The sequence below is a fragment of the Caballeronia pedi genome, assembly GCF_001544915.2.
Taxonomy (GTDB): domain Bacteria; phylum Pseudomonadota; class Gammaproteobacteria; order Burkholderiales; family Burkholderiaceae; genus Caballeronia; species Caballeronia pedi.
The window spans coordinates 50,366-73,201 of sequence record NZ_FCOE02000030.1; the positions used below are offsets into that span (position 1 = coordinate 50,366).

General features: G+C 61.5%; 20 protein-coding genes and 1 pseudogene. 4 read left to right on the forward strand and 17 right to left on the reverse strand.

All coding sequences use genetic code 11. The features are described 5' to 3' along the window. Positions 1–12: 12 nt before the first annotated feature. The 9 genes and pseudogenes from AWB80_RS31255 to AWB80_RS31295 form a co-directional block, all read right to left on the reverse strand. Positions 13–915: an alpha/beta fold hydrolase gene (locus tag AWB80_RS31255; protein ID WP_208635717.1), complete on the reverse strand. Its 903-nt coding sequence runs from the start codon at positions 913–915 to the stop codon at positions 13–15. Next, the gene (gene phaC, locus AWB80_RS31260; protein WP_061178553.1) at positions 905–2,014 is read right to left on the reverse strand and encodes a class III poly(R)-hydroxyalkanoic acid synthase subunit PhaC; all 1,110 of its coding nucleotides are present in this window, start codon (positions 2,012–2,014) and stop codon (positions 905–907) included. Before phaC ends, AWB80_RS31255 begins: the two co-directional genes overlap by 11 nt. A gap of 8 nt (positions 2,015–2,022) precedes the next feature. Beyond that, complete coding sequence (locus AWB80_RS31265) at positions 2,023–2,820, reverse strand: poly(R)-hydroxyalkanoic acid synthase subunit PhaE (RefSeq protein WP_061178554.1); 798 nt, start codon at positions 2,818–2,820, stop codon at positions 2,023–2,025. Further along, positions 2,817–3,944 carry a zinc-dependent alcohol dehydrogenase family protein gene (locus AWB80_RS31270; protein ID WP_061178555.1) on the reverse strand — a complete coding sequence of 376 codons (1,128 nt, stop codon included), beginning with the start codon at positions 3,942–3,944 and terminating at the stop codon, positions 2,817–2,819. The genes AWB80_RS31265 and AWB80_RS31270 overlap by 4 nt, the downstream gene beginning before the upstream one ends. A gap of 58 nt (positions 3,945–4,002) precedes the next feature. Continuing rightward, a complete protein-coding gene (locus AWB80_RS31275; RefSeq protein ID WP_087131743.1) occupies positions 4,003–5,475 on the reverse strand; it encodes an aldehyde dehydrogenase in 1,473 nt (490 codons plus the stop codon). A gap of 40 nt (positions 5,476–5,515) precedes the next feature. Further along, a complete protein-coding gene (locus tag AWB80_RS31280) occupies positions 5,516–6,559 on the reverse strand; it encodes an LLM class flavin-dependent oxidoreductase (RefSeq protein ID WP_061178556.1) in 1,044 nt (347 codons plus the stop codon). A 90-nt stretch (positions 6,560–6,649) separates the two neighbouring features. After that, positions 6,650–7,603 carry a flavin reductase gene (locus AWB80_RS31285; protein WP_061178557.1) on the reverse strand — a complete coding sequence of 318 codons (954 nt, stop codon included), beginning with the start codon at positions 7,601–7,603 and terminating at the stop codon, positions 6,650–6,652. After that, the gene (locus AWB80_RS31290) at positions 7,596–8,468 is read right to left on the reverse strand and encodes an alpha/beta fold hydrolase (RefSeq protein WP_061178558.1); all 873 of its coding nucleotides are present in this window, start codon (positions 8,466–8,468) and stop codon (positions 7,596–7,598) included. The genes AWB80_RS31285 and AWB80_RS31290 overlap by 8 nt, the downstream gene beginning before the upstream one ends. Beyond that, positions 8,465–9,042 (reverse strand): annotated as a pseudogene (locus AWB80_RS31295) (amino acid synthesis family protein). The gene AWB80_RS31290 and the pseudogene AWB80_RS31295 overlap by 4 nt, the downstream one beginning before the upstream one ends. Positions 9,043–9,261: 219 nt before the next feature. On the opposite strand from AWB80_RS31295, the gene AWB80_RS31300 reads away from it, so the two are divergent. From AWB80_RS31300 to AWB80_RS31315, 4 genes are all read left to right on the forward strand, one after another. After that, the gene (locus AWB80_RS31300; protein WP_061178559.1) at positions 9,262–9,864 is read left to right on the forward strand and encodes an amino acid synthesis family protein; all 603 of its coding nucleotides are present in this window, start codon (positions 9,262–9,264) and stop codon (positions 9,862–9,864) included. After that, positions 9,833–10,651: an alpha/beta fold hydrolase gene (locus AWB80_RS31305; protein ID WP_061178560.1), complete on the forward strand. Its 819-nt coding sequence runs from the start codon at positions 9,833–9,835 to the stop codon at positions 10,649–10,651. Before AWB80_RS31300 ends, AWB80_RS31305 begins: the two co-directional genes overlap by 32 nt. A 167-nt stretch (positions 10,652–10,818) precedes the next feature. Next, positions 10,819–11,856 (forward strand): LLM class flavin-dependent oxidoreductase, encoded by a 1,038-nt coding sequence (locus AWB80_RS31310; protein ID WP_061178561.1) that lies wholly within the window; start codon positions 10,819–10,821, stop codon positions 11,854–11,856. Positions 11,857–11,868: 12 nt separating this feature from the next. Beyond that, positions 11,869–13,338, forward strand: coding sequence for an aldehyde dehydrogenase (locus tag AWB80_RS31315; RefSeq protein ID WP_061178562.1), 1,470 nt, complete (start codon positions 11,869–11,871; stop codon positions 13,336–13,338). Positions 13,339–13,403: 65 nt separating this feature from the next. Here AWB80_RS31315 and AWB80_RS45355 read toward each other — a convergent pair whose 3' ends face one another. The 8 genes from AWB80_RS45355 to AWB80_RS31355 all read right to left on the reverse strand — a co-directional run bounded on the left by AWB80_RS45355 (position 13,404) and on the right by AWB80_RS31355 (position 22,790). After that, positions 13,404–14,984, reverse strand: coding sequence for a methyl-accepting chemotaxis protein (locus AWB80_RS45355; protein WP_061178563.1), 1,581 nt, complete (start codon positions 14,982–14,984; stop codon positions 13,404–13,406). A 135-nt stretch (positions 14,985–15,119) separates the two neighbouring features. Continuing rightward, a complete protein-coding gene (locus AWB80_RS31325) occupies positions 15,120–16,481 on the reverse strand; it encodes an MFS transporter (RefSeq protein ID WP_160147490.1) in 1,362 nt (453 codons plus the stop codon). 19 nt (positions 16,482–16,500) lie between these two features. Next, on the reverse strand, positions 16,501–17,946 hold the full coding sequence (locus AWB80_RS31330; RefSeq protein WP_167390485.1) for an NAD-dependent succinate-semialdehyde dehydrogenase: 1,446 nt from the start codon (positions 17,944–17,946) through the stop codon (positions 16,501–16,503). Positions 17,947–18,033: 87 nt separating this feature from the next. Then, a complete protein-coding gene (locus AWB80_RS31335; protein ID WP_061178566.1) occupies positions 18,034–19,194 on the reverse strand; it encodes a porin in 1,161 nt (386 codons plus the stop codon). Between the two features lie 28 nt (positions 19,195–19,222). Beyond that, positions 19,223–20,008 (reverse strand): GntR family transcriptional regulator, encoded by a 786-nt coding sequence (locus tag AWB80_RS31340; RefSeq protein ID WP_087131747.1) that lies wholly within the window; start codon positions 20,006–20,008, stop codon positions 19,223–19,225. A 1-nt stretch (position 20,009) separates the two neighbouring features. After that, positions 20,010–21,092, reverse strand: coding sequence for an ABC transporter ATP-binding protein (locus tag AWB80_RS31345; RefSeq protein ID WP_061178567.1), 1,083 nt, complete (start codon positions 21,090–21,092; stop codon positions 20,010–20,012). Positions 21,093–21,103: 11 nt separating this feature from the next. Then, positions 21,104–21,907: an ABC transporter permease gene (locus AWB80_RS31350; protein ID WP_061178593.1), complete on the reverse strand. Its 804-nt coding sequence runs from the start codon at positions 21,905–21,907 to the stop codon at positions 21,104–21,106. A gap of 1 nt (position 21,908) precedes the next feature. After that, complete coding sequence (locus AWB80_RS31355) at positions 21,909–22,790, reverse strand: ABC transporter permease (protein WP_061178568.1); 882 nt, start codon at positions 22,788–22,790, stop codon at positions 21,909–21,911. Positions 22,791–22,836 lie beyond the last annotated feature (46 nt).

Sequence of the window (22,836 nt, forward strand, 5' to 3'; positions counted from 1 at the left end):
GTTGAGCGTCGGCTAGTCGGTTAAGAGGTAGTTCTGGATGACATCGATCTGCGCGGCGTCCATCAATGCCGGTGCGTGACCGCAATCGGGGAACTCGACCGCGGCTACCCGGCCCGCGTCGGCGGCCGGTCCGCGTTTGAGCATCGCGTCCACCGTGCTGCGCGCCAGCAGGTCGGAGTCTTCGCCGCGCAAGATGAGCACCGGGCATTCGATCTTGTCCCAGATGTGCCACAGGATCACGTCGAGCAGAATCGGTATCGCGAAGCGCGTCCCAATGCCCGGATCGAAGTGAAAACGCAGCCCGCCCGCGCCGTCATCCACTGCGCTGTGCAGAGCGAGGTGACGCCATTGCGCATCGCTCAAATTGCCGAACGGCGCGTGCACTTCACGCAGATGCGCTTCGACTTCTTCGACCGAGCCAAAGCGCCACGAGCGCGTCAGATAGCTGCCGATCCTGCGCAGCGAAGCAGCCGACACGCGCGCGCCGAAGTCGTTGAGCACGAGGCGGCGTATCGGCGTGCCGCGTTCCGATGCCACCAGCATGCCGATATGGCCGCCCAGCGAAGTACCCACCCAATCCACTTGATCGACATCGAGCCGCGCGATGAGCGTCGACATCGCCCGCACATAGGCGCGGTCGGTGTAGTGACTCGGCGCCGCGAGCCATTCACTGCGTCCGCGTCCGGGCAGGTCGGGCACAATCACGCGCATGCCCTGCGCCGCGAGCGACGCGGCCAGCACATCGAAGTCCCGTCCGTTGCGCGACACGCCATGAACACACACGACCGTTCGATCGGACTTCGACGGTCCCCATTCCGCATACGCGAGCTTGTGGAAACCGCCTCGACCGATTACATCGACCTCTCTGAAGCGCGGCGCCATTGCATCGAAGCGCGGCTCGATCTCACGCATCATCGCGCTCGCGCAACCAATCGACGATGCCTTTGCCCAGCACGCCCTGAGACTTGCCGCTCACGAATACGCCGACATGACCGCCGTCGAGTCCGATCTCACGATAATCGTCGCTGCCTACTGCATCGCCGAGCGCCTGAGTCGTCTTTGGCGGAATGATGTGGTCATCTTTCGCATAGACGTTGAGCACCGGCATGCGAATGTCCTTCAGATCGACCGTACGACCGCCGAGTTTGAATTCGCCGCGTATCAGCTCGTTGTTCTTGTAGAGGTTGACGAGCAACTGTTTGGCCGCTTCACCTGGATGATGCGGCCGGTCGGCCAGCCACTTCTCCATACGCAGAAAATTGAGCAGCTTCTTTTCGTCGTCGAAGGTATCAAGCAAGCCTACGTTGTACTTCGACAAGGTCGCGCCCGGCGTCATTTGCGAGAAGACGTGGCTCATCAGTTCGCCCGGCAAGTTTCCGTTCGCTTCGATCAACTGGTTGATGTCTTCCTCGCCCAAACCGCGCGTCCAGAGGTTCAGCAAGCCGTGATTGATGCGGCCCTCGGCCTGGTCCTGATGAAAATCCACTGGCGTGATCGTCAGAATCAGGTTCTTGATGCGTTTCGGGTAAAGCGCCGCATAACACAGCGAGAACACGCCGCCTTCGCAAATGCCAAGCAGGTTGATCGCCGAGATGCCGTGCTCGCGACAGATGAACTCGATACAGTCGTTCAAATAGACATCGACGTAGTCTTCGAACGTGAGCCAGCGATCGCTGCGCGTCGGGCTGCCCCAATCCACCGCATACACGTCGACGCCGAGCGCGAGCAGATTGCGCAGCATCGACCGGTCTTCTTGCAGATCGGTCATCGTGTACCGGCCGATCTGTCCATACGCGACGAGGACTGGCACGCCGAGCGTGCGTTCGGCGGTGGGTTTGTATCGATACAGCGTCGTCTTGTCCTCCCGAAACACCACGTCCTTGTCGGCGGTGGCGATCTCTACGTGCTCGTCCTTGATCCGGTCGAGCATCTGCTGTCCGCGGGCGAGTTTCAGGTTGAAGTCGCTGAATTCGGCGAGCGCCCGTGCGGCGGTCGATTTCTTGGTGGCAGCCATACGTTCTCTCAGGAATGGACCGGGCGTGTGGCGTTCGATGCCGCGCGTGTCTTTCGAATCGGCTGCGTCGTCTCTTGTTGCGCCGCGTTGTGCCGTTGCAGCAGGCGAACCTGCCGGCGCAATTCGGTTATCGTGCGCTGCATTTCATCGACTTCGGTGCGCGTCGGAATGTGATAAGCCTCGCACCATGATTCGGCGATCGCGCGTTCCTTCAACCGATGATCCGACGCCGCGCGCAACATGCGGGTTTGCGCTTCGACGAATTCGTCCGACCGATGCGCCTCGATCAGCGTTTCGTTGGCGACCTTCAACCAACGATCGGTCAGGCCACGCCATGTCGACGGTGCGCCTTCTTCGGAAGACGACATCGACTTCATCAAGCGTTCGAGCGCCGTGTTCCAGGCGCGTTGCACGATGGCCTGATACGCCAGCACGGCCTGGTCGCGCGCTCTCGCCTTCGTCTGCAATTCAGCGACCTTTCGATCGAAGTCCCAAAGCGTCGCGTACTTCGGTCCTTCGATCACGCGCTGCAAACTGGCGTCGAATGCGCCCGCACCGCGGCCGCTCCATCGCGCAGGGGAGAACATTTCGCGCAGCGCCTGCGGCGTCCACGCGTCGGAGTCAGCGCCGCTCTTGACGAACGAAGTCCACTTTTCGATGGACTCTTTCCACGTTTCCTGCAAGTCCGCGAACTGTTCCTGCATGAGCGGTTTCGCCGTTTCTGCCGCTGAAGGATTCATCGACTTGAAGAACGCTTGCTGCATGGCGTTCCATCCGTCGGTCCAGCCTGCGTTGGTGTCGTTCATTCGAACACCACCACCTGACGGATCGCGCGGCCTTCGTGCAAGAGGTCGAAGCCTTGATTGATCTCGTCGAGCTTCAATCGGCCGGTGAGCAGTTTGTCAACCGGCAAGCGACCTTGCTTGTATAGCTCGATGAAATGCGGGATATCGCGTGACGGAACGCACGTGCCGATATAACTGCCTTTCACGGTGCGCTCTTCAGCCACGAGACTCACCGCGGGCATGGGCCACCGCGCGGTCGAAGGCGGCAAGCCCGCAGTGACGGTCGATCCGCCACGGCGCGTGATGTTGTACGCGAGGTCCAGCGCACGGATCGAGCCGGCGAATTCGAAGGCGTATTCGACACCGCCCGAACTCAACTCGCGAATGTGCGCGACCGCGTCTTCGCGGCCTGCATTGACGACATGCGTAGCGCCGAGACTTTTGGCCTGCTCCAGTTTTTCATCCGACAGGTCGATCGCGATGATCTGCCGCGCGCCCGCCGCATGAGCGCCGATCAGTGCCGCCAGTCCCACACCGCCCAGGCCGATGACAGCCACCGACGCGCCCACTCGAACCTGCGCCGTGTTCACGACGGCGCCTACGCCCGTGAGCACCGCGCACCCGAATAACGCCGCTTCTTCGAGCGGCACGCTCGGATCGATCTTCACCACTGAGCGGCGCGACACGGTCGCATATTCGGCGAAGACAGAGCAGCCAAGATGATGATTGACGACTTCGCCATCGCGAGTAAGGCGGCGTGAACCGGAAAGCAGCGTGCCCGCGCCGTTCGCGGCGGCACCCGGCTCGCACAATGCGGGGCGTCCTTCGGCACACGGCGCGCAGTGCCCGCAACTCGGCACGAACACCACGACGACATGGTCGCCCACTTGAAGATCGGTGACGCCCGCGCCCAGTTCCTGGACGACGCCCGCGGCTTCATGGCCGAGCGCCATCGGCATCGGACGCGGCCGGTCGCCATTGATCACCGATAGATCCGAGTGGCAAAGCCCCGCCGCGGCGATCTTGATCGACACTTCGCCCGGTCCGGGCGGAGCAAGCTCGATCTCTTCGATTTTCAGGGGACGGGAAACCGCATAGGGAGCCGTCGCGCCCATGGCCTCCAAAACAGCAGCTTTGATCTTCATTCTGTTAGTTCCAGTAGATAGTCACGAGCGCATGGACGAGCTTGAGGCTCAAGCACGTTCATCGCATAACGAACGGATCGACGATCGGCTCATCGGAGGTTCGAATCCAGACGGACTTCGTTCGCGTGTACTCCATCGCCGCATCGAAACCGCCTTCGCGTCCCAGCCCGCTCAAGCCATAACCGCCGAACGGCACGATGGGCGAAACGACGCGATAGGTATTCACCCAGACGATGCCCGCGCGCAGTGCACGCGAGAGCCGATGCGCACGCGTCAGGTTCGTCGTGAAGACGCCCGATGCAAGGCCATAGCGCGTATCGTTGGCTATTGCGATGGCTTCTGCTTCGGTATCGAATGTCACGACGCTCAGCACCGGACCGAACAACTCGTTCGTCACACTCGGCACTTGCGTGTTCGGGCAATCGACAATCGTGGGCTGGAAATAGAAGCCGCGAGTTTTATCGGAAGGCTGGCTTCCGCCTGTTGCCACGCGGGCGCCCGCTTCGACGCTTTCCTTCAGCACTTTCTGGATATGGTCGAGTTGTCGGCGAGTGGCCAACGGACCCATTTCGGTGGCCATATCCTGAGGATCCCCGATTCGAATCGCTTCCGCCTTCTCGACGAGCTTCGCCACGAAAGCAGCGTGAATGCCGCGTTGAATCACCAGACGCGATCCGGCGACACAGCTTTGCCCGGTCGCCGCAAAAATGCCCGCGACGACGGCATTGCACGCGCTTTCGATATCGGCATCGTCGAAAACCAGTACCGGCGATTTGCCACCCAGTTCGAGCGACATCGCCGCAAGGTTATTCGCCGAATTCCGCACGACATGACGTGCCGTTTCAGGACCGCCAGTGAACGCAATCTTCGACACGAGCGGATGGCTCGTAAGCGTGCGTCCGCACTCGTTGCCGAAACCCGTCACGACGTTGACGACGCCTTTCGGGAAGCCCGCTTCGTGGACCAGCCGCGCGAATTCGAGCAATGGAGCGGGACCGTCTTCGGACGCCTTGAGCACGATCGTGCAGCCAGCGGCGAGCGCCGGCCCCACTTTCACCGCCGAAAGAAACAGTTGCGAATTCCACGGCACGATCGCGGCCACCACGCCGACGGGTTCTCGACGCACCGTCACTTCCATATCGGGCTTATCGACGGGAAGCCACGCGCCCTGCATCTTGTCGGCGATTCCCGCGTAATAGCGGTAATACTCCGCGACATAGCCGATCTGCGCCCGCGTCTCGCGAATAAGCTTGCCGGTATCCCGCGTTTCGAGTTCCGCGAGCCGGGGCGCATGTTGCGCCACTAGGTCCGCGAGACGATATAGCAGCTTGCCGCGTGCGGTCGCGTTCAGACTCGCCCACGCCGGGTCCATGAAAGCACGGTGCGCCGCCTGCACCGCACGGTCCACATCGTCCGCGCTTGCGGATGGCATGTGCGCCCAGACTTCGCCTGTGGACGGGTCGATGCTATCGAAGTGTTCCTTCGCGTCTTCGAATGCACCATCGATATATTGCTGAAACCGCTGCACCATGTCGGCCACTCCTGATTTGAAGAATACGATTGCGTTCGCCTTATCGCGTCTGGAATGCCGGCATAACCTTGTCGATGAACAGTTGCAGCGACTTCTTCTTGCGCTCGAAGCTCATATGGCTGTCGAGCCAGAAGCTGTACTGGTCATAGCCAAGTTCTTCATAGCTTTTCAAACGCGCGATGACATCGGCGGCTTGCCCTATCACGAGATTCTTTCGAATCGACTCGGCGGAATATTGCGGGAACGTATCGACGTCCGCTTCCGTGAGTTGCTCGATAAAACCTTGTTCCACAGGACGCTCGTTCTTGAACCACTTGCTGAAGTAGCGATAGAACCGCGCAAGATCTTCGACGCCTGCGTCGACTTCCGCCGCATCTTCGCCGACGAACGTGTGCATCAGCATCATCACTTGCGGACGCGGAACATCGGAATGCGCGGCGCAAGCGGCATTGAATCGTTCCATGAGATTCGCGACTTCGGCGTCGCCGGCAGCGAGCGACGTGACTTGCACGTTGCAGCCATTGGCCACCGCGAAGGCATGCGAACTCGGATCACGCGCGGCGAGCCACAACGGCGGATACGGCTGCTGAATCGGACGCGGCACAGGCGTGGTCGAAGGCCACGACCAGAACTCACCCTGATGCGCGTAGTCGCCCTTGAACAGCTTGCGCAACGCCGGCACGAGTTCGCGCATGCGCGCGCCAGCGCTCATTGCGTCGAGGCCCGGCAAGAGCCGTTCGTATTCGAACGAGTAAGCGCCTCGCGCAATGCCGATATCAAGCCGCCCGTTGCTGGCGACATCGACCATTCCTGCTTCACCGGCGAGCGCGATCGGATGCCAGAACGGCGCGATGACCGTGCCCGTTCCAAGACGAATCTTGTCCGTCTTCGCGGCGAGATAAGACAGATTGACAAAGGGATTCGGCGCGATCGTGAATTCCATCGCGTGGTGTTCGCCGATCCAGGCCGTCTCGAATCCGCCACGCTCGGCGAGCTGCACGAGCTCAGTCATCTGGTCGAACAATTCGCGATGCGACGTCTTGGCGTCGTATCGCTCCATATGCAAAAACAAAGAAAATTTCATCTCGTCTTCTCCACTGATTGTTCACGTCGTGCCCAATCACTCACCTCGTGTCGCGCTCGACTTTCTTTTACTGATAACTTCGTTCGTCGTTCAATGCTGGCGCGCAAGCGACTGAACCGTTCCTGTTTCCGAGTCGCCCACATAGATGCCGAATGCGTCTTCGCTTCGCTCGCGCACATAACGTTGAAGCATCGATTTCACTGCGCTGTCGCGCACTTGATCCCAGGGAATCTCGTTCAGGGGAATCATGCGAAGTGAGCTGTTTGCCGCGACGCCGCTGTTTTCGAGCACGCGTCCGCGATAGTAGACATGCACGCCCGGTTGATCGCTTTGTCCTTCGAAAACGGCGAAAAGGAAATCCAGATTCGCTTCGAGTCCGAGCTTTGCAAGCACGCCGCGCAAGCTATTCGTGTTGCTGGCAGGTTCGAGCTTCACGCCCGTCGGCAACTCCAGTCCTCGAGGGGTTTCCAGAAGCGCGATGCGGTCGTCGTGCTCGAGAATCGCACCGACTTTCGCGGTCGACCCGGCCGCGGTGAGTGCTTCCTGCGTCAGACTGAAGTTGACATACGCGCCGCGACAGTAACCAAGCGGCGAAGACGCCGTATGCGCGAACTCCACCACGCGACCGATCAGGATGATGTGATCGCCCGCATCGACGACCTGATGGGTTGTGCAATCGAAGCTCGCGGCGGCACCGGTCATCAGCGGTGCACCGGTGGTTCGCGCGTGCCATTCGACTTGATCGAACTTGTCGGCGGCCTTCGAAGCGAACACGCCTGACACCGACTTCTGATCTTCCGCCAGCACGCTAACGGCGAAGTGGTCGGTCTTCGAAAAGACGGCATGACTCGATGCGGTCTTCGCGATGCAAACGAGAATGAGCGGCGGATCGAGCGACACAGAGCTGAAAGAGTTAGCCGTGAAACCTCGCGGCGAACCGTCCTCCTGGATCGTTGTAACCACAGTCACGCCGGTGACGAACGCGCCGAGCGCGCGACGAAACTCCAGCGGATCCAGCGTCTTTTCAATTACCGTCTCATTCATGACGCGCTCCTTTAGTTTCTGTGTCGGCTTTGACTTTTTCCGACGAATTCAATAGAAAACGGATCAGTCTTTCGTTCACTTTGTCGGGATCGGTCACGGACATCATGTGTCGCGCACCCGCGATGATCTCGGCTCTTGCACCCGGCGTCACGGCCGCCATCGCCCGCGACATTTCAGGGCTGGAATTGGGATCGCATTCTCCCGTGAGGAAAAGCGCCGGAACCGCCAGCTCAGGCAAACGATGCACATGCGCGTCGTCGGAATTCGCGAATAGTCGGTATGCGCGCGCATAGCCCACCGGTTGAACCGTCAGAAGCAAGTGACGTAGATCATGCGCTGATTGCTTCAGGGAAGCCGGCACCGGATCGCCAAACCAGCGCGAAATCGTGTCATCGACGCTTGCCATTGCCGTGCCCGAATCCAGCGAATCCGCGCGGCCAACGATTGCAGCGCGTTGTTCAGGCGAGCGGTCATAGACCGCATTGAGCGCCGCGACACTGAGCGTGCGCTCCGAATACGAGAGCGCGAATTCGAGTGCGACCAGTGCGCCCATCGAATGTCCGACGATATGCGCGCTTTCAATATTCAGCGTGTCGAGCAGCGCCTTGACCTGTGTCGCATATTCATCGAGCGAAGGTTGCTCGCTTGGCAGCGAACTGCCGCCGTGACCGAGCATGTCAAAGGCCAGCACCTGAAAATGCCGCGTCAGAAAGTCGATTTGCGGCGCCCACACATGCTGATTCATGCCGACGCCATGAATCAGCACGACCGTCTCGCTGGATTCACCCGCGCGCGAGGCGTACAGGCTGTAGCACGTGCCGGCGATATTGCCGCCCGAGACGAGGTGGCTCTCTTGCGGTTTCAAGATTCCAGCTCCTTGTGATCCTGATAGCGATCGCCGATGCGATGGTGCGGCCGGCCGCCGATCGACGCGCCCAGCGCGATGACGAGTTCGTCCGGCGCGGGCGCATCGACGATCGAGAACTGGACGGTGAGGTAGTGCGAACGCATCCCTTCGTCATGCTTGTGCATGAGCGGAATCGTGATCGGGCAGTTCGGCCCGCCGCGCAGATTGGTGAAGCTCAGATAGCTTTTCGCGCCGACCGCGTTGCGAAAGTGATTGCCGAAACGAAGCGTGTGGATCAGCGCGGACGCGTGTTCGACTTCGCCGGACGTCCCGACGATCGCGGCCTTGCCATAGCCTTCGACGGCGTCACCCGAACCTGCGGCACGGATGATTTCCGCCGTCAGCATCTCGCCCAGAGGCGACGCCAGCGCATGAATCTCAGGCGTGAGATCTTCGACGAACCCCCGCCCCGCCACGGATTTCGAAGGACCGCCGCGACACCGAACATCTTCAAGGGGCGGTCGGCGGCCTTTTCGCCTTCGATCCGCGTTTCCTCGCTAAACGTCACCAGCTTGCGCACTTCCAGTTTCATCTCGTTCTCCGAAAAAGCCTTTCATCGGCGTTAAAGAGCATGGGATGAATAGTACGCAGACCGAGATTCGAGATATATTATGGTATTCCATAGTACGGCACTCCGTGGATTGGTCAGTCGAAGCACGATTACATCGGCGGAGGGTATACACGTATGGCCTGCCATAGTATGGAATACCATAATCAATCACGTTCTTACTTTTAGAGAAGGATCCTCACCATGAGCCTCATCCGAAAATCGATTCTTCACATCGAAACCGTTCACGTGGACGGCGACAAAGACGCCGCCAAACCGCTGAAAATGATCGGCGCCGCCGCCGTGATCAAGAATCCGTGGGCGGGCCGCGGCTATGTCGAGGATCTCTCGCCCGAGATTCGCGAGATCGCGCCGCAACTGAGCGCGTACCTGACAAAGCTCATCCTCGACGAAGCCGGTTCCGGCGAAGCCGTCGAAGCATTCGGCAAGAGCGCGATCGTTGGCGTGGACGGTGAACTGGAACACGCGTCCGCGCTGATCCACACGCTGCACTTCGGTAACACGTATCGCAGCGCGGTCGGCGCGAAGTCGTATCTCGCCTTCAACAACACGCGCGGGCCGGCGAATTCACCGCTCCTGATCCCGATGATGGACAAGAACGACGAAGGACGCCGCTCGCACTATCTGACGCTCCAGTTCGCCATCCCCGACGCGCCGGCAGCCGACGAACTCGTGATCGCCATTGGCGGCGCGACCGGTGGCCGTCCGCATCACCGCATCGGTGATCGTTATAAAGACCTCGCTGAACTCGGCAATGACGTCAACAATCCTGCAGCTGTCAAGTAAGCGCAGCGCTCACTATCTCGAGCACGGAACCGGCGAGCCGCTGGTTCTGATTCACGGCGTCGGGATGCAGGCGCAGGCGTGGTATCCGCAAATCGATGAACTCTCGCGCGAGTTCCGCGTCATCGCGGTCGATATGCCGGGTCACGGCGCCAGCGACGCGCTCGACGCCCACGCCACGCTGCAAGCGTTCGTGCAATGGGCGATCGAATTCGTCGAAGCGCTCGACGCCGGTCCCGTCAATCTGGCCGGACATTCGATGGGATCGCTGATCGTCGCGGGCGTCGCTGTCACGCGGCCGGATCTCGTGAAGCGCGTCGCCGTGCTGAACGGCGTGTATCGGCGCACAGCCGAGGCCCGGCAAGCCGTGCTCGAACGCGCGGCCGAGCTTCGGTCTGGAACAATCGACGTGGAAACACCGTTGCGGCGCTGGTTCAACGACGAAGAAGCGCAGCAAATGGCCGCCCGCAAGGTCGAGTCGTGGCTGAAATCGGTCGGGATCGATGGCTACGCCGCGGCTTACACGGCGTTCGCCAACGGCGACGAAACCTATGCCGACGGCTGGCCGACGGTCGCCTGCCCTGCGCTTGTTCTGACCGGCGCTGACGATCCGAACTCGACGCCCGCCATGACCCGGCAAATGGCCCAAGCCGCGCGCAACGGCACAGCCGTGGTGATCGAAGAGGAGCGCCACATGGTGAACCTGACCGCGCCGGACCAGGTCAATCGCGCCTTGCGCACGTGGCTGGATCGCGAACCGCGCGAAGCATCGATGTCGTCGGCAGCCTGAGCATCACGCCTGGCGACAGTTCCAAACACACCCGCGAGCTTCGCGACGCTTTCGGGGCCTGGCCGACCGTCGTCACGAGCGAATGCCGCTCGTGACGACGGACACTCGCAGGCTTCACCGCGAATCCGTTCACGTACGCCCGCTTCACTCTCGAAAAAGGTTGCACCATGCGTTTTTCGCTTTTCGTTCACATGGAGCGCGTCTCCGACAAGACCACCCAGAAGCAGCTCTACGACGAGATGGTCGAGCTGTGCCAGATCGCCGATCGTGGCGGCATGCACGCCGTCTGGACCGGCGAGCACCACGGCATGGACTTCACGATCGCGCCGAATCCATTCCTCAATCTCGTCGATCTCGCCAACAAGACGAAGAATGTGAGGCTTGGCACGGGCACGGTGATCGCGCCGTTCTGGCATCCGATCAAGCTCGCGGGCGAAGCCGCCATGACCGACATCATCACGGACGGGCGGCTCGAACTCGGCATCGCGCGCGGCGCGTATTCGTTTGAATACGAGCGGCTCATGCCGGGCCTCGACGCATGGAACGCGGGCCAGCGCATGCGCGAGCTGATTCCGGCGGTGAAGAAGCTGTGGGAAGGCGACTACGCGCATGAAGGCGAGTACTGGAATTTCCCGTCGACGACCTCGTCGCCGCTGCCGTTGCAGCAACCCAATCCGCCGATCTGGGTCGCCGCGCGCGATCCCAACAGCCACGAATTCGCCGTGTCGAACGGCTGCAACGTGCAAGTCACGCCGCTGCATATGGGCGATGAAGAAGTGGAAAAGCTCGTCGGCCACTTCAATGCCGCCTGCGAAAAATTCAGTGACGTGCCGCGCCCGCAAATCATGCTCCTCCGACATACCTACGTCGCGAGCAGCGAAGACGACGCGCAAGTTGCAGCCGACGAAGTCAACGTTTTCTACAACTACTTCGGCGCGTGGTTCAAGAACGAGCGCCCGGTCAGCCGGGGAATGATCAAGACGCTGAGCCCGGAAGAAATCGCCGCGCATCCGTTCTACACGCCCGAAGCGATGCGCAAGAACAATGTCATCGGCACGCCGGAAGAGGTCATCGCGCGTCTGAAGGCTTATGAAGCGCTCGGCTTCGACGAGTATTCGTTCTGGATCGACACGGGCGTGAGCTTCGAGCGCAAGAAGGCGTCGCTCGAACGCATGATCCGCGACGTGATGCCCGCCTTCGCGTGAGGTAACGAGTCCATGAATCCCCAATTCCAGCTTTACATCGACGGCCAGTTCGAACCTGGCGCCGCGAGTTTCGGCAGCGTGAACCCGGCGACGGGCGCGGTCTGGGCGGACATGCCCGAAGCGCGCACCGAGCAGGTGAACCGGGCAGTCGATGCAGCGAGCCGCGCACTAAGCGACCGCGCATGGGCGGGCTTAAGCGCATCGGCGCGCGGCAAGCTGCTTCACAAGCTCGCCGATCTGGTCGAAAAAGCCGCGCCGCGTCTGGCGGAAATCGAAACGAACGATACCGGCAAGATCATCCGCGAGACGTCGAGCCAGATCGCTTACGTCGCCGATTACTATCGCTATTACGCGGGCATCGCCGACAAACTCGAAGGCAGTCACATTCCCGTTGACAAGCCGGACATGCAGGTCTGGCTCGAACGCGAGCCAGTCGGCGTGGTCGCGGCGATCGTGCCGTGGAACAGCCAGTTGTTTCTTTCCGCCGTCAAGGTTGGACCGGCGCTCGCCGCGGGCTGCACGGTGGTGCTGAAGGCCTCCGAAGAAGCGCCCGGTCCGTTGCTCGAATTCGCGAAGTTGATCCACGAAGCGGGCTTTCCCGCAGGCGTGGTCAACGTCATCACCGGCTTCGGGCCGGAATGCGGCGCGGTATTGAGCAGCCATCCGAAGGTATCGAAGGTCGCGTTCACCGGCGGGCCGGAAACGGCGAAGCACATCGTCTCGAACACGTCGAACAATCTCGCGAAGGTGTCGCTCGAACTGGGCGGCAAGTCGCCGTTCATCGTGTTCGCCGATACCGACATCCAGAGCGCGGTGAATGCGCAAGCTGCGGCCATCTTCGCGGCGAGCGGTCAAAGCTGCGTGGCCGGTTCGCGTCTGCTGGTCGAGGAATCCGTGAAGGAACGCTTTCTCGCGATGCTGGTGGAACGCGTCGAGCGCATTCGCGTGGGTTCGCCGAACGACGTGGACACGGAGTTCGGGCCGCTATGCACGGAGCGTCAGCGCAAGAATATCGAGTCGGTTGTCGAAACTTCGTTGCGTCAGGGCGCGAAAGTACTCGCGGGCGGCCGCGCGCTGGATCGCGACGGCTTCTATTACGCGCCGACGATTCTCGATTGCAGCGGAATCGATCGGCCGGACTGCATCACGAAGGAGCTGTTCGGGCCAGTGCTTTCCGTCGATACGTTCGCCTCCGAAGAAGAAGCGATCGAGAAGGCGAACAGCACGGTTTATGGCCTTGCCGCCGGCATCTTCACGACGAATCTGACGCGCGCGCATCGTGTGTCGAAGCGCATCAAGTCGGGCATCGTGTGGATCAACACCTATCGCGTGGTTTCGCCACTCGCGCCATTCGGCGGCTTCGGCCTGTCGGGACACGGCCGCGAAGGCGGGATGAGCGCCGCGCTGGAATACACGACAACGCGAACCGTGTGGCTGCGCACGTCGGATGATCCGATCGACGATCCGTTCGTCATGCGCTGAGTCATGCGCTGAGCTAAACGCGAAACTGCGGCTACGCCCCGGCGTAGCCGCTTCGACATTGTGCTTCAACCAGGCAGCGAGGCATTGCGGTGGTCTTCGAGCTTGAACACCGCAACCAGACTTCTGAGATTTGCCGTCTGTTCTTCGAGCGAATGCGCCGCTGCCGCCGCCTGTTCCACGAGCGCCGCGTTCTGTTGCGTCACCTGATCCATCTGGGTGACGGCCAGATTCACCTCTTCGATCCCCTGCCTCTGTGACTCGGACGCCGCCGCGATTTCACCGACGATATCCGACACCTGTCTGATCGCGAGCCGGACCTGCGCAATGGTGTCGCCGACTTCGGCAGCCTGCCGTTCGCCGCTCTGAACCGTTTCGACCGATGTGAGGATCAGTTCCTTGATCTCCTTCGCCGCCGTTGCCGAACGTTGCGCGAGGCTGCGAACTTCGCTCGCCACGACCGCGAATCCACGGCCCTGATCGCCGGCGCGCGCCGCTTCGACTGCCGCGTTCAGTGCAAGGATGTTCGTCTGGAACGCGATACCCTCGATCACGCCGGTGATATCGGAAATCTTGCTGGAGCTGTTGCTGATCTGGTGAATGGTTCGAACCATGTTCTGAACCGCTTCGTTGCCGGAATCGGCCATGTCGGACGCGCTCGTGGCGAGCGTATTCGCGTGGCGCGCGTTCTGGCTGTTCTGTTTAACTGTATGGGTGAGCTGCATCATGCTGGCCGCCGTCTCGGCGAGCGAGCTTGCCTGCTCTTCGGTGCGCGCGGATAAATCCAGGTTGCCGGCGGCGATTTCGCTCGACGCAGTCGCGATGCCGTCCGCGCCGATCCTCACATGGCCGACGAGTCTGGACAGGCTTTCATTCATTGACTTGAGGCTCGCCATCAGTTGCCCGGTTTCGTCCAGCGACGATGCCGCGATGCGCGCCGTCAGATCACCTTCGGCCACGCGCGTGGCGACGCTCACGGCTTGTTTCAGCGGACGGGAAACGATGCGTGCGAGCCAAGTTCCCGCGAGCACCGCGGCAATCGCGGCGACCATCGATGAAACGAAGATCGTCGTATAGATGCGGGCGCGCAACGCGTCGAGTTCTTGCCGGTTCGCCGAGATCTTGCCTTGCTCGTAGGTTTGAAGCTGGTCGACCGACGCAATCAGCTTCTCCGTGCCGAGGTAAGAGCCGAAGCTCTCCGTCATCTGCGAAAGATCGCTCACGCTGGCCGAGAACGCATCGACCTTCTTGCGCATCTCGATCAAGGGATTGACGACCGTGCGAAGCCACGCATCGTATTCATCGCTCGTCTTCGCGATGAGCTTCGCGTTCTCGCCGGCCGCATCGGCCGCCTGAATGGCGGACAACCGCGTATGGAAGTCTTTGGCGTGCCCGTCGATCCACGCCTTGTGGCCCGGCTCGCCGTTCAGGTTGTTCGCGAGAACCGCCCAGACGATATTCAGATAGTCCGCCGTGCCGTCCTTCAGCAGAAGCAAGGTGCTTTCCGATGCGGCAATCTCGTTCTGTTTATGGTCGATTGCCTTGATGCTGAAGATGCATATGAAGGCGCTTACCGCGAAGGTGAAAATGACTGCGGCGAATGCAACGCCTATCTTTACCGCGATCGGCAGGTTCTGGATCTTTTTCATGGTCGTCTTTGTCTGGAAGGCGGCTGTCAGGCATATGCCACAGCGCCGAGCGAGTGGATCGCGTTCGCGCTAAATTTGCCCGAACGCGCTTCCCCTACGCTTAACGACAAAGATGATGGTATGCCATAGTATGGCTTACGAATTTTTTTTGCCGACGGTCGCAGGAACCATCGCCAGAACGGCAGCCGCGGCCACGCCCGCCACCGCGAAGGCATAGAAATTCCACGACAGTGGCGCATTTGCCTGCGCCAGCAAACCGCCGATCAAGGGACCGGTGATGGCGCCGAACCGCCCGACACCCAACACCCAGCCGATTCCCGTCGCGCGATTGGCCGGCGGGTAGTAGCGAGTGATATAGGCGCCCAGCAGCATCGTGTTGCCTATCGTGCCGATGCCCGCAAGTCCCACGAGCACATAAACTTCCACGGTTCCATGCGCGAACGGCAACGCGCACAAACTCGCCGCAGCGAGCAGATACAGCGTGCTCACGACGGGCTTCGAGCCGAGCCGGTCGGCAACCGCTCCGCCGAGCAATGAGCCGACAGCCGCCGTCGAATTGAGTGCAACGAGCAGGCCGAGGCTCGAACCGAGCGGAAAGCCTGCCTTTCGCATTAACTGCGGCAACCAGGTGCTCAGGCCGTACAGCAAGAGCAGGCCCATGAACATCGCCAGCCAGAACGCTAGCGTCGCTCGAAGATATGATCCGCCGAAAAGCGCGCGAACAGGCGCGGCCTTGCTCTTCTTCCCTGCATCGAGCGTGGCGACTTGTCCGCGAGTCAATCTGATGCCCAGTGTGTCGGCAACGGACTGCGCCTTGCTGACGCGTCCCTTCGACAGCAGGAAATCGAGCGATTCCGGCAAAAAGCGCGCAACGAAAGGCATGACGACGAGCGGCGCCGCGCCGAGCCAGAACAGCCCTCTCCAGCCGTGCGACGGCAACCAGGCAATGGCCAGCAACGCCACGACGATGCCGCCGATCGAATAGCCGGTGTAGATCAGCGCGTAGTTGAACGAGCGCCGATTTTCCGGCGAATATTCGACGGTAAGCGCCGCTGCCGTCGGCACGACGCCGCCCAGTCCGAGCCCGCCGATCACGCGCGCGATGACGAACCACGTCGGCGTCGGCGCGAGCGCGGCGGCGGCCATCATCGCGGAAAACAGGCCCACGCTGAAAAGCAGCACCGAACGTCGGCCAATGACATCGCTCAGCGTTCCGGCGCCCATCGCGCCGATCATCATGCCCGCCAGCGAGCAGCTCGCGATGGCGCCGAGCTGCAACTGCGACAGAGACCAGTCGGTGCCGTGCGTGAGCATCGGTAGCACGGCGCCGTAGATCGCGACGTCGTAGCCTTCCGCGAAAATCATCAGCAAGCAGATGGCGACGACGCGAATCGTCACGCGCGACGGTATGCTCACCGCCGCGCTCGCCTGCTCCATCGAGTGACCGTTCGAAGACTTCGGATTCGCCTCGCGGGCGTCAGATGGATACAAGTTCATTTCGACACGTTCCCCGATTTCAAACGGCCATGCACAGGTATTTGATGACGAGATAGTCGTCGATCCCATAGTGCGATCCTTCGCGGCCGAGTCCGGATTGCTTGACGCCGCCGAAGGGCGCGACTTCGTTCGAAATGGCGCCCGTGTTGATTCCGACCATGCCGTATTCGAGTTGTTCGGCCACGCGCCAGATGCGTCCGATATCGCGGCTGTAGAAATACGCCGCAAGTCCGAATTCCGTGTCGTTGGCGAGCCGCACGACTTCTTCATCGCTCGAAAAACGAAAGAGCGGCGAGAGCGGGCCGAAGGTCTCTTCCTTCGCCACGCACATGTCGATGGTCGCGTTCGCAAGGACGGTCGGCTCGAAGAATCCGTGGCCCAACGCGTGACGCTTGCCGCCTGCGATGACGTTCGCGCCCTTGCCCACCGCGTCGGCGATATGCGCTTCGACCTTCTTCACGGCGGCTTCGTCGATGAGCGGCCCGAGCGTCGCGTCGGTTTCGGTTCCGTGTCCCACCTTCAGCTTGCCCACGGCCTTCACGAGCTTTTCCGCGAACGCGTCGTACACACGATCGTGCACGTAGAAGCGGTTCGTGCACACGCACGTCTGACCGTTGTTGCGATATTTTGATGCGATCGCACCGTCGACCGCGGCGTCGAGATCGGCGTCGTCGAAAACAATGAACGGCGCGTTGCCGCCGAGTTCGAGCGTGACCTTCTTCACCGTCGGCGCGCTTTGCGCCATCAGCAATCGACCCACGCCCGTCGAGCCGGTAAAGGACAGCTTGCGGACCACCGGGCTGCTCGTGATCGCCCCGCCGATCTCCTTCGGGTCGCCCGTCACGATGTTGAGCACGCCCGCCGGAATCCCGGCGCGCTCGGCGAGCACGGCCATCGCGAGCGCGGAGAACGGCGTCGATTCAGCCGGCTTGACGACGATCGGGCAGCCGGCTGCAAGCGCAGGGCCGACCTTGCGCGTAATCATCGCGGCCGGAAAATTCCACGGCGTGATCGCTGCACATACGCCGATCGGCTCCTTCACGACGACGAGCCGCTTGTCGGCCGCGGGCGTGGCGAGCGTGTCGCCGGCGACGCGCTTGCCTTCTTCCGCGAACCATTCGATGAACGACGCCGCGTAGGCGATCTCGCCCTTCGCTTCCGCGAGCGGCTTGCCTTGCTCCGAAGTCAGGATGAGCGCGAGATCGTTCGTGTTTTCCAGCATCAGTTCGAACCAGTGGCGCATCAGCAGCGCGCGCTCTTTTGCCGTCTTTGCGCGCCAGGCGGGCCACGCTGCATTGGCGGCGTCGATGGCGCGCAGCGTTTCCTGTGCGCCCATCTTCGGCACGCTACCGAGCGAGCGGCCCGTCGCCGGATCGAACACGTCGAAGGTCGCGTCCGAATCCGCCGTGCACCACTGACCGTCGATATAAGCCTGGTGACGGAGAAGCGATGCGTCCTTCAGCATGGATTTCAGTTCCACAGTGATTCCTCTACTTAAAATGCGTCGTCGGCCTGCCGCCCGCGCGAGCCACGACGCCTGTGACCAAGCGAATCAGAACAGGTGGAAGATGCCCACCCGTCCCATGAGCTGATGATTATTCGATGAAGCCGTGGCGACCGCGCCTTCGAAGATGTCCGCATTCGTCGCGGCGCCGGCGGCCTTTTGCCAGACGCCCATCGCATAGACCGACGTGCGCTTGGAGAGCGCGTAGGCCGTGGTCAGGCCCACCTGGTGATAGATCGGAATGGCCTGGCTGTAGCCGATGTTGCCGTGCGTATAGACGTACTGCGCGCCGACATACCATGCGGGCGTGAGGTTGTAGCGTCCCCATGCTTCATAGTTGTCGAAGCGCACGGTGCCATTGGTGCCGTTCGCGTCGTTGAACTTCGTGTTCGTATAGTCGATGCCGAGCGTCGCGGCGCCGATCGCATAGTTGAGTGCCGCACCGAACACCTGTTCGTTGGCCGGATTACCGACGTAGCTGAACGGCCCGGTCGCGCCGATCGCTGCGCCGGTCGTGTTGGCGACGAAGTTTCCATCGGTCAGTAGTAACGCCGGGTTCTTCGCATAGAGATACGCGCCCGCGACATTGAACGGGCCGAACGCGTAGTTCGCCCCTACGCTCCACAAGCCCGTGGTGCCGCGTCCCGGCGCATTGGTGTTCGTGAACGAATAGAGGCCGCCGAAGGTCAGGCCGCCGATTTTCGGGCTCGCGTACTTGACCGAGTTGTCGACGCGAAAGGAATTGTCGGTATTGTCGATGTCGCCTGCGTGGACGAGGGGACCGCCGAGTTGTCCGGGCGCGGTCAGCGGCTGAAGGAAATCGACCACGGAATCGTATTGACGGCCCAGCGTCACCGTGCCGAAGCGCGTATCCGACAGCCCGACATACGCCTGACGTCCGAAGAGACGCCCGCCTTGCCGGCTCTGTCCGTTTTCGGTGCTGAAGCCTGATTCGAGCTTGAAGATGGCGGAGAGTCCGCCGCCGAGTTCCTCGCTGCCCTTCAGTCCCCAGCGGCTGCCGTAGACGCCGTCGTAAGTACCGTCACGCATGCGCCAGAGCGAATGCCCGCCGCTGTTGTTGACATAGTCGATGCCCTCGTCGATCACGCCGTAAAGTGTGACAGACGACTGCGCGTACGCATTCGCCGCGAACAATGCGCTTCCTGCCAGCACGAATGCGACGTGCGCCTTGACGAAACCCTTAGCCATGCTCTTTCTCCTCCGAACGGTTGACTGCTTATGGTTTGATGAACCGCGCTTGTTGCTTCTTGTAAGGCATTGCGCTTTGCAGCACGATCGCGCTGTCGCGAACGTTGCCGTCGGCGCGCTTGCAGGACGCGTTCGTCTGTCCTCCACTCAGCAAATCCCGCGCGATTTCCGACCCGCGTTCGACATGCGCTCGCGCAGCATCGCGTGCGTCAAGGACATTTCGTGAGCGGATCGCGGCGAGTATCCGGCGCATTTCCTGAACCGCTTGCTGGCCTCGGCCGTCGGAGGCGATCGTCATTGCTCTCAGTCGATTGATCCGAGCGGTCAACGACTGCACGATCTCCCACGCGACATTCTTTTGTCCGCCGGTGAACATGCGCTCGTAGAACGCCGTCGTGTGAGCGCGCACCGCATGATGGGCGTGCGTATCGAAAGCGTGCTGGATCGCCTCGATGCACTTCGCAAGCTCGGCGACGACATCGTCGTCCGCATAGCGCGCGCACGCCATCGCGGCTTCGCCTTCCAGCAACGCGCGGATTTCGTAGATTTCCGCGGCGGTATCCGTGTCCAGAATGGCGACGATCTGCCCTTGATTCGGCAGCGACTCGATCAGCCCCTCTGTTTCCAGATGCCGCAACACTTCGCGCACCACCGTGCGGCTCACGCCGAGTTCCTCGCACAAAGAGCGTTCCACCAGGCGATCGCCGGGAAGGAAGCGTGCGTCCAGAATTGCCGAGCGCATCTTTTCGAGCGCAAGCTCGCGCAGTGTGACGTTGGGTCGTTCGACCTTCAGCGAAGACAATCTGTCGCCCATATCAGGCCTGCGTGAAGAGCCGGACATCGCGAACATCCCAGTCGACGAGCGCCTGCGTGCCGATCACGAGACCGCTGTCGCGATGGTCGCCCGCTGGCATACGAATGGAGATCTCCTGTTCCCACGGCGTAGCCACCGCGTAGTGCATGGCGTCGCCCAGATAGGTGATGTCGCGCACGGTGACGGGCAAGCCCGCTGACGCCTTCAAGGCGCCGAGCGCGCGGATGCGGATCTGTTCCGGGCGAACCATCAGCGTGCCGTCATCGCCCGCCGTGAGCGATGCATTGCCGGCAGCGGTGACGGCATGACCGTTGGGGAACACACCGCTCGATTGTTCCGTGCTGCTCGACGTCACGCGAACGGGCAGGAAGTTCGAGTTGCCGATGAAGTTCGCGACAAACTTCGACGTGGGGTTGGCATAGAGTTCCTCGCCCGTTCCGCATTGCTCGATGCGCCCCTTGTTGAACACCGCGATGCGATCCGACAGCCGGAGCGCCTCTTCCTGATCGTGCGTCACATACAGGATCGTCACACCCGTTTCCTGATGAATGCGGCGCAGTTCGAGCTGAATTTCCTCGCGCAGCTTCTTGTCGAGTGCGGAAAGCGGCTCGTCCATCAAAAGCACGGGCGGGTCGTAAGCGAGCGCGCGCGCGATCGCCACGCGTTGCTGCTGGCCGCCGGACATCTGTGCGGGCATGCGGTCGCGGAACTCCGAAAGATGCACGAGCGCGAGCATCTCCTCGACTTTCTTTCTGACCTCGGCATCGGGACGGCGGCGCACGCGCAGCGGAAACGCGACGTTCTCGCCCACAGTCAGATGAGGAAACAGCGTGTAGCGCTGAAACACCATGCCGATGTTGCGCTTGTTCGGCGCCACCGAAAGCAGCGGCTTGCCATCGAGCAGCACGCGTCCTTCCGTCGGCTCCTGAAAGCCCGCGACGATATAGAGCGTCGTGCTCTTGCCCGAGCCTGAAGGCCCGAGGAAGGTCATAAACTCGCCCTTCTTGATGTCGAGCGAAACGTTGTCGATGGCGACGACGTCATCGTAGGTCTTGCGCAGGTGCTGGATCTGAAGGAATGTCATAGCGCGTTACCTCACTTCACGGAACGGGGACGGCGCAACACTGCGGCCGCCAGCATTAAAAAAGTCGTCAGCCCGACGAGCAGCGAAGAAGCCGCGGCGACGACGGGCGTCAGATCCTGGCGCAAGGTCGACCAGATGCGCACCGGCAAGGTCTGCAGCGTTGGACTCGACATGAAGATGGACACCACGACTTCATCCCACGACGCAAGGAACGAAAAGATCGCGGCGGCGAAGATGCCGAGATGAATCGCTGGCAAGGTCACGCGGAGCTTCACCACAAGCGGCGATGCACCGCACACGAGCGCCGCATCTTCGAGCGAGGTATCGAAGCTCGCGAGCGAATTGCTGATCGAGATGATGGAGAACGGCAGCGCAATAATCAGATGGCCGATGATGAAGCCCGTCGTCGTGCCATTAAGTCCGACGCGCAAGCTGAACGCATACAGCGCGACCGCGAGCACGACCACGGGCAGCACCATCGGCGTGAGGAAGAACGCCTGCACGGCGCTGCGTCCGCGAAACTTGCCACGCACGAGCGCCAGAGATGCGAGCAGCCCGAGCACCACCGACAGCACCGTGACGATCACTGCGAGCTTGGCACTCGTCAGCAGCGAATCCACCCAGCCGGAATCGGTGAACAACTGGCGATACCACTCCAGCGTCCAGCCCGGCGCGGGGAAGATCAGCCATTGCGAATCGCCGAAAGAAAGCGCGACGATGAAGAGAATCGGCAGCAGCAGAAAGAGTCCGACCGCGCAACCGATTGCGATCAATACCCACTTCATCGAACCCAGACGATCGAAATCGAGCAACATGTCAGCGTCCTCCCATGCTTGCACGCGCACCGCCCGTGAAGCGCAGTTGCAGCGTGAAGAGTCCGAGCGTCACGGCAAGCAGCACGAACGCGGCAGCCCCTGCGAGGCCCCAGTTCAACAGCCCTTGCACGAGTTGCGCGATGAGTTCGGCGAGCATCATGTACGACGGTCCGCCGAGCAGCGCGGGCGTGACGAAGTAGCCGAGGGCCATCACGAAGACCATCAAAGCGCCGGATGCGATGCCTGGCGTGGCGAGCGGCACCAGCACGCGCCAGAACGCTTGCCAGCGGCCTGCTCCGCACACGGCAGCGGCGCGCAAGGTCGATGCATCGATGCTGCGCAGCGTCGCGTGCAAGGGCATCACGAGAAACGGCAGCATGATGTAGGTCATGCCAACCGTCACGCCAACGAGGTTGTTCACCAGCGCGAGCGGCTCGTTGATGATGTGCAGGGACATCAGCACACGATTGATCGGCCCGGTCGATTGCAGCAGCACCATCCACGCGAAGGTGCGCGCGAGCAGGTTCGTCCACATCGAAAGGAGCAGGATCGAGAACAGCAACGAGCTGATCTTGCGCGGCGCGATGGCGAGCAGCCACGCAGTCGGAAATCCGATCACGACGGTTGCAATCGTCACAACGGTCGCGACCAGAAACGTGTTTCCGAAGACTTTCAGGTACGTGGTGGAACCGAGCAGTTCAGCGTAGTTCTGAAGGCCCGGCGTGGGCTCCATAATGCTGCGAAGCAAGAGCGAGAGCACCGGCAACACAAAGAAGATCGCGAGCAACAGCAGCGCGGGGGCGAGCAGGCGCATGCTGCGCCAATCCGGTTTGCGCCGCGTTTTCGCGGCGGGAGGTGCAACGGTACTGAGGACGTTCGGCATGGTGACTCCCAATCCAGGCTGTGTTGCCCGCGATCTCCGCGAATGA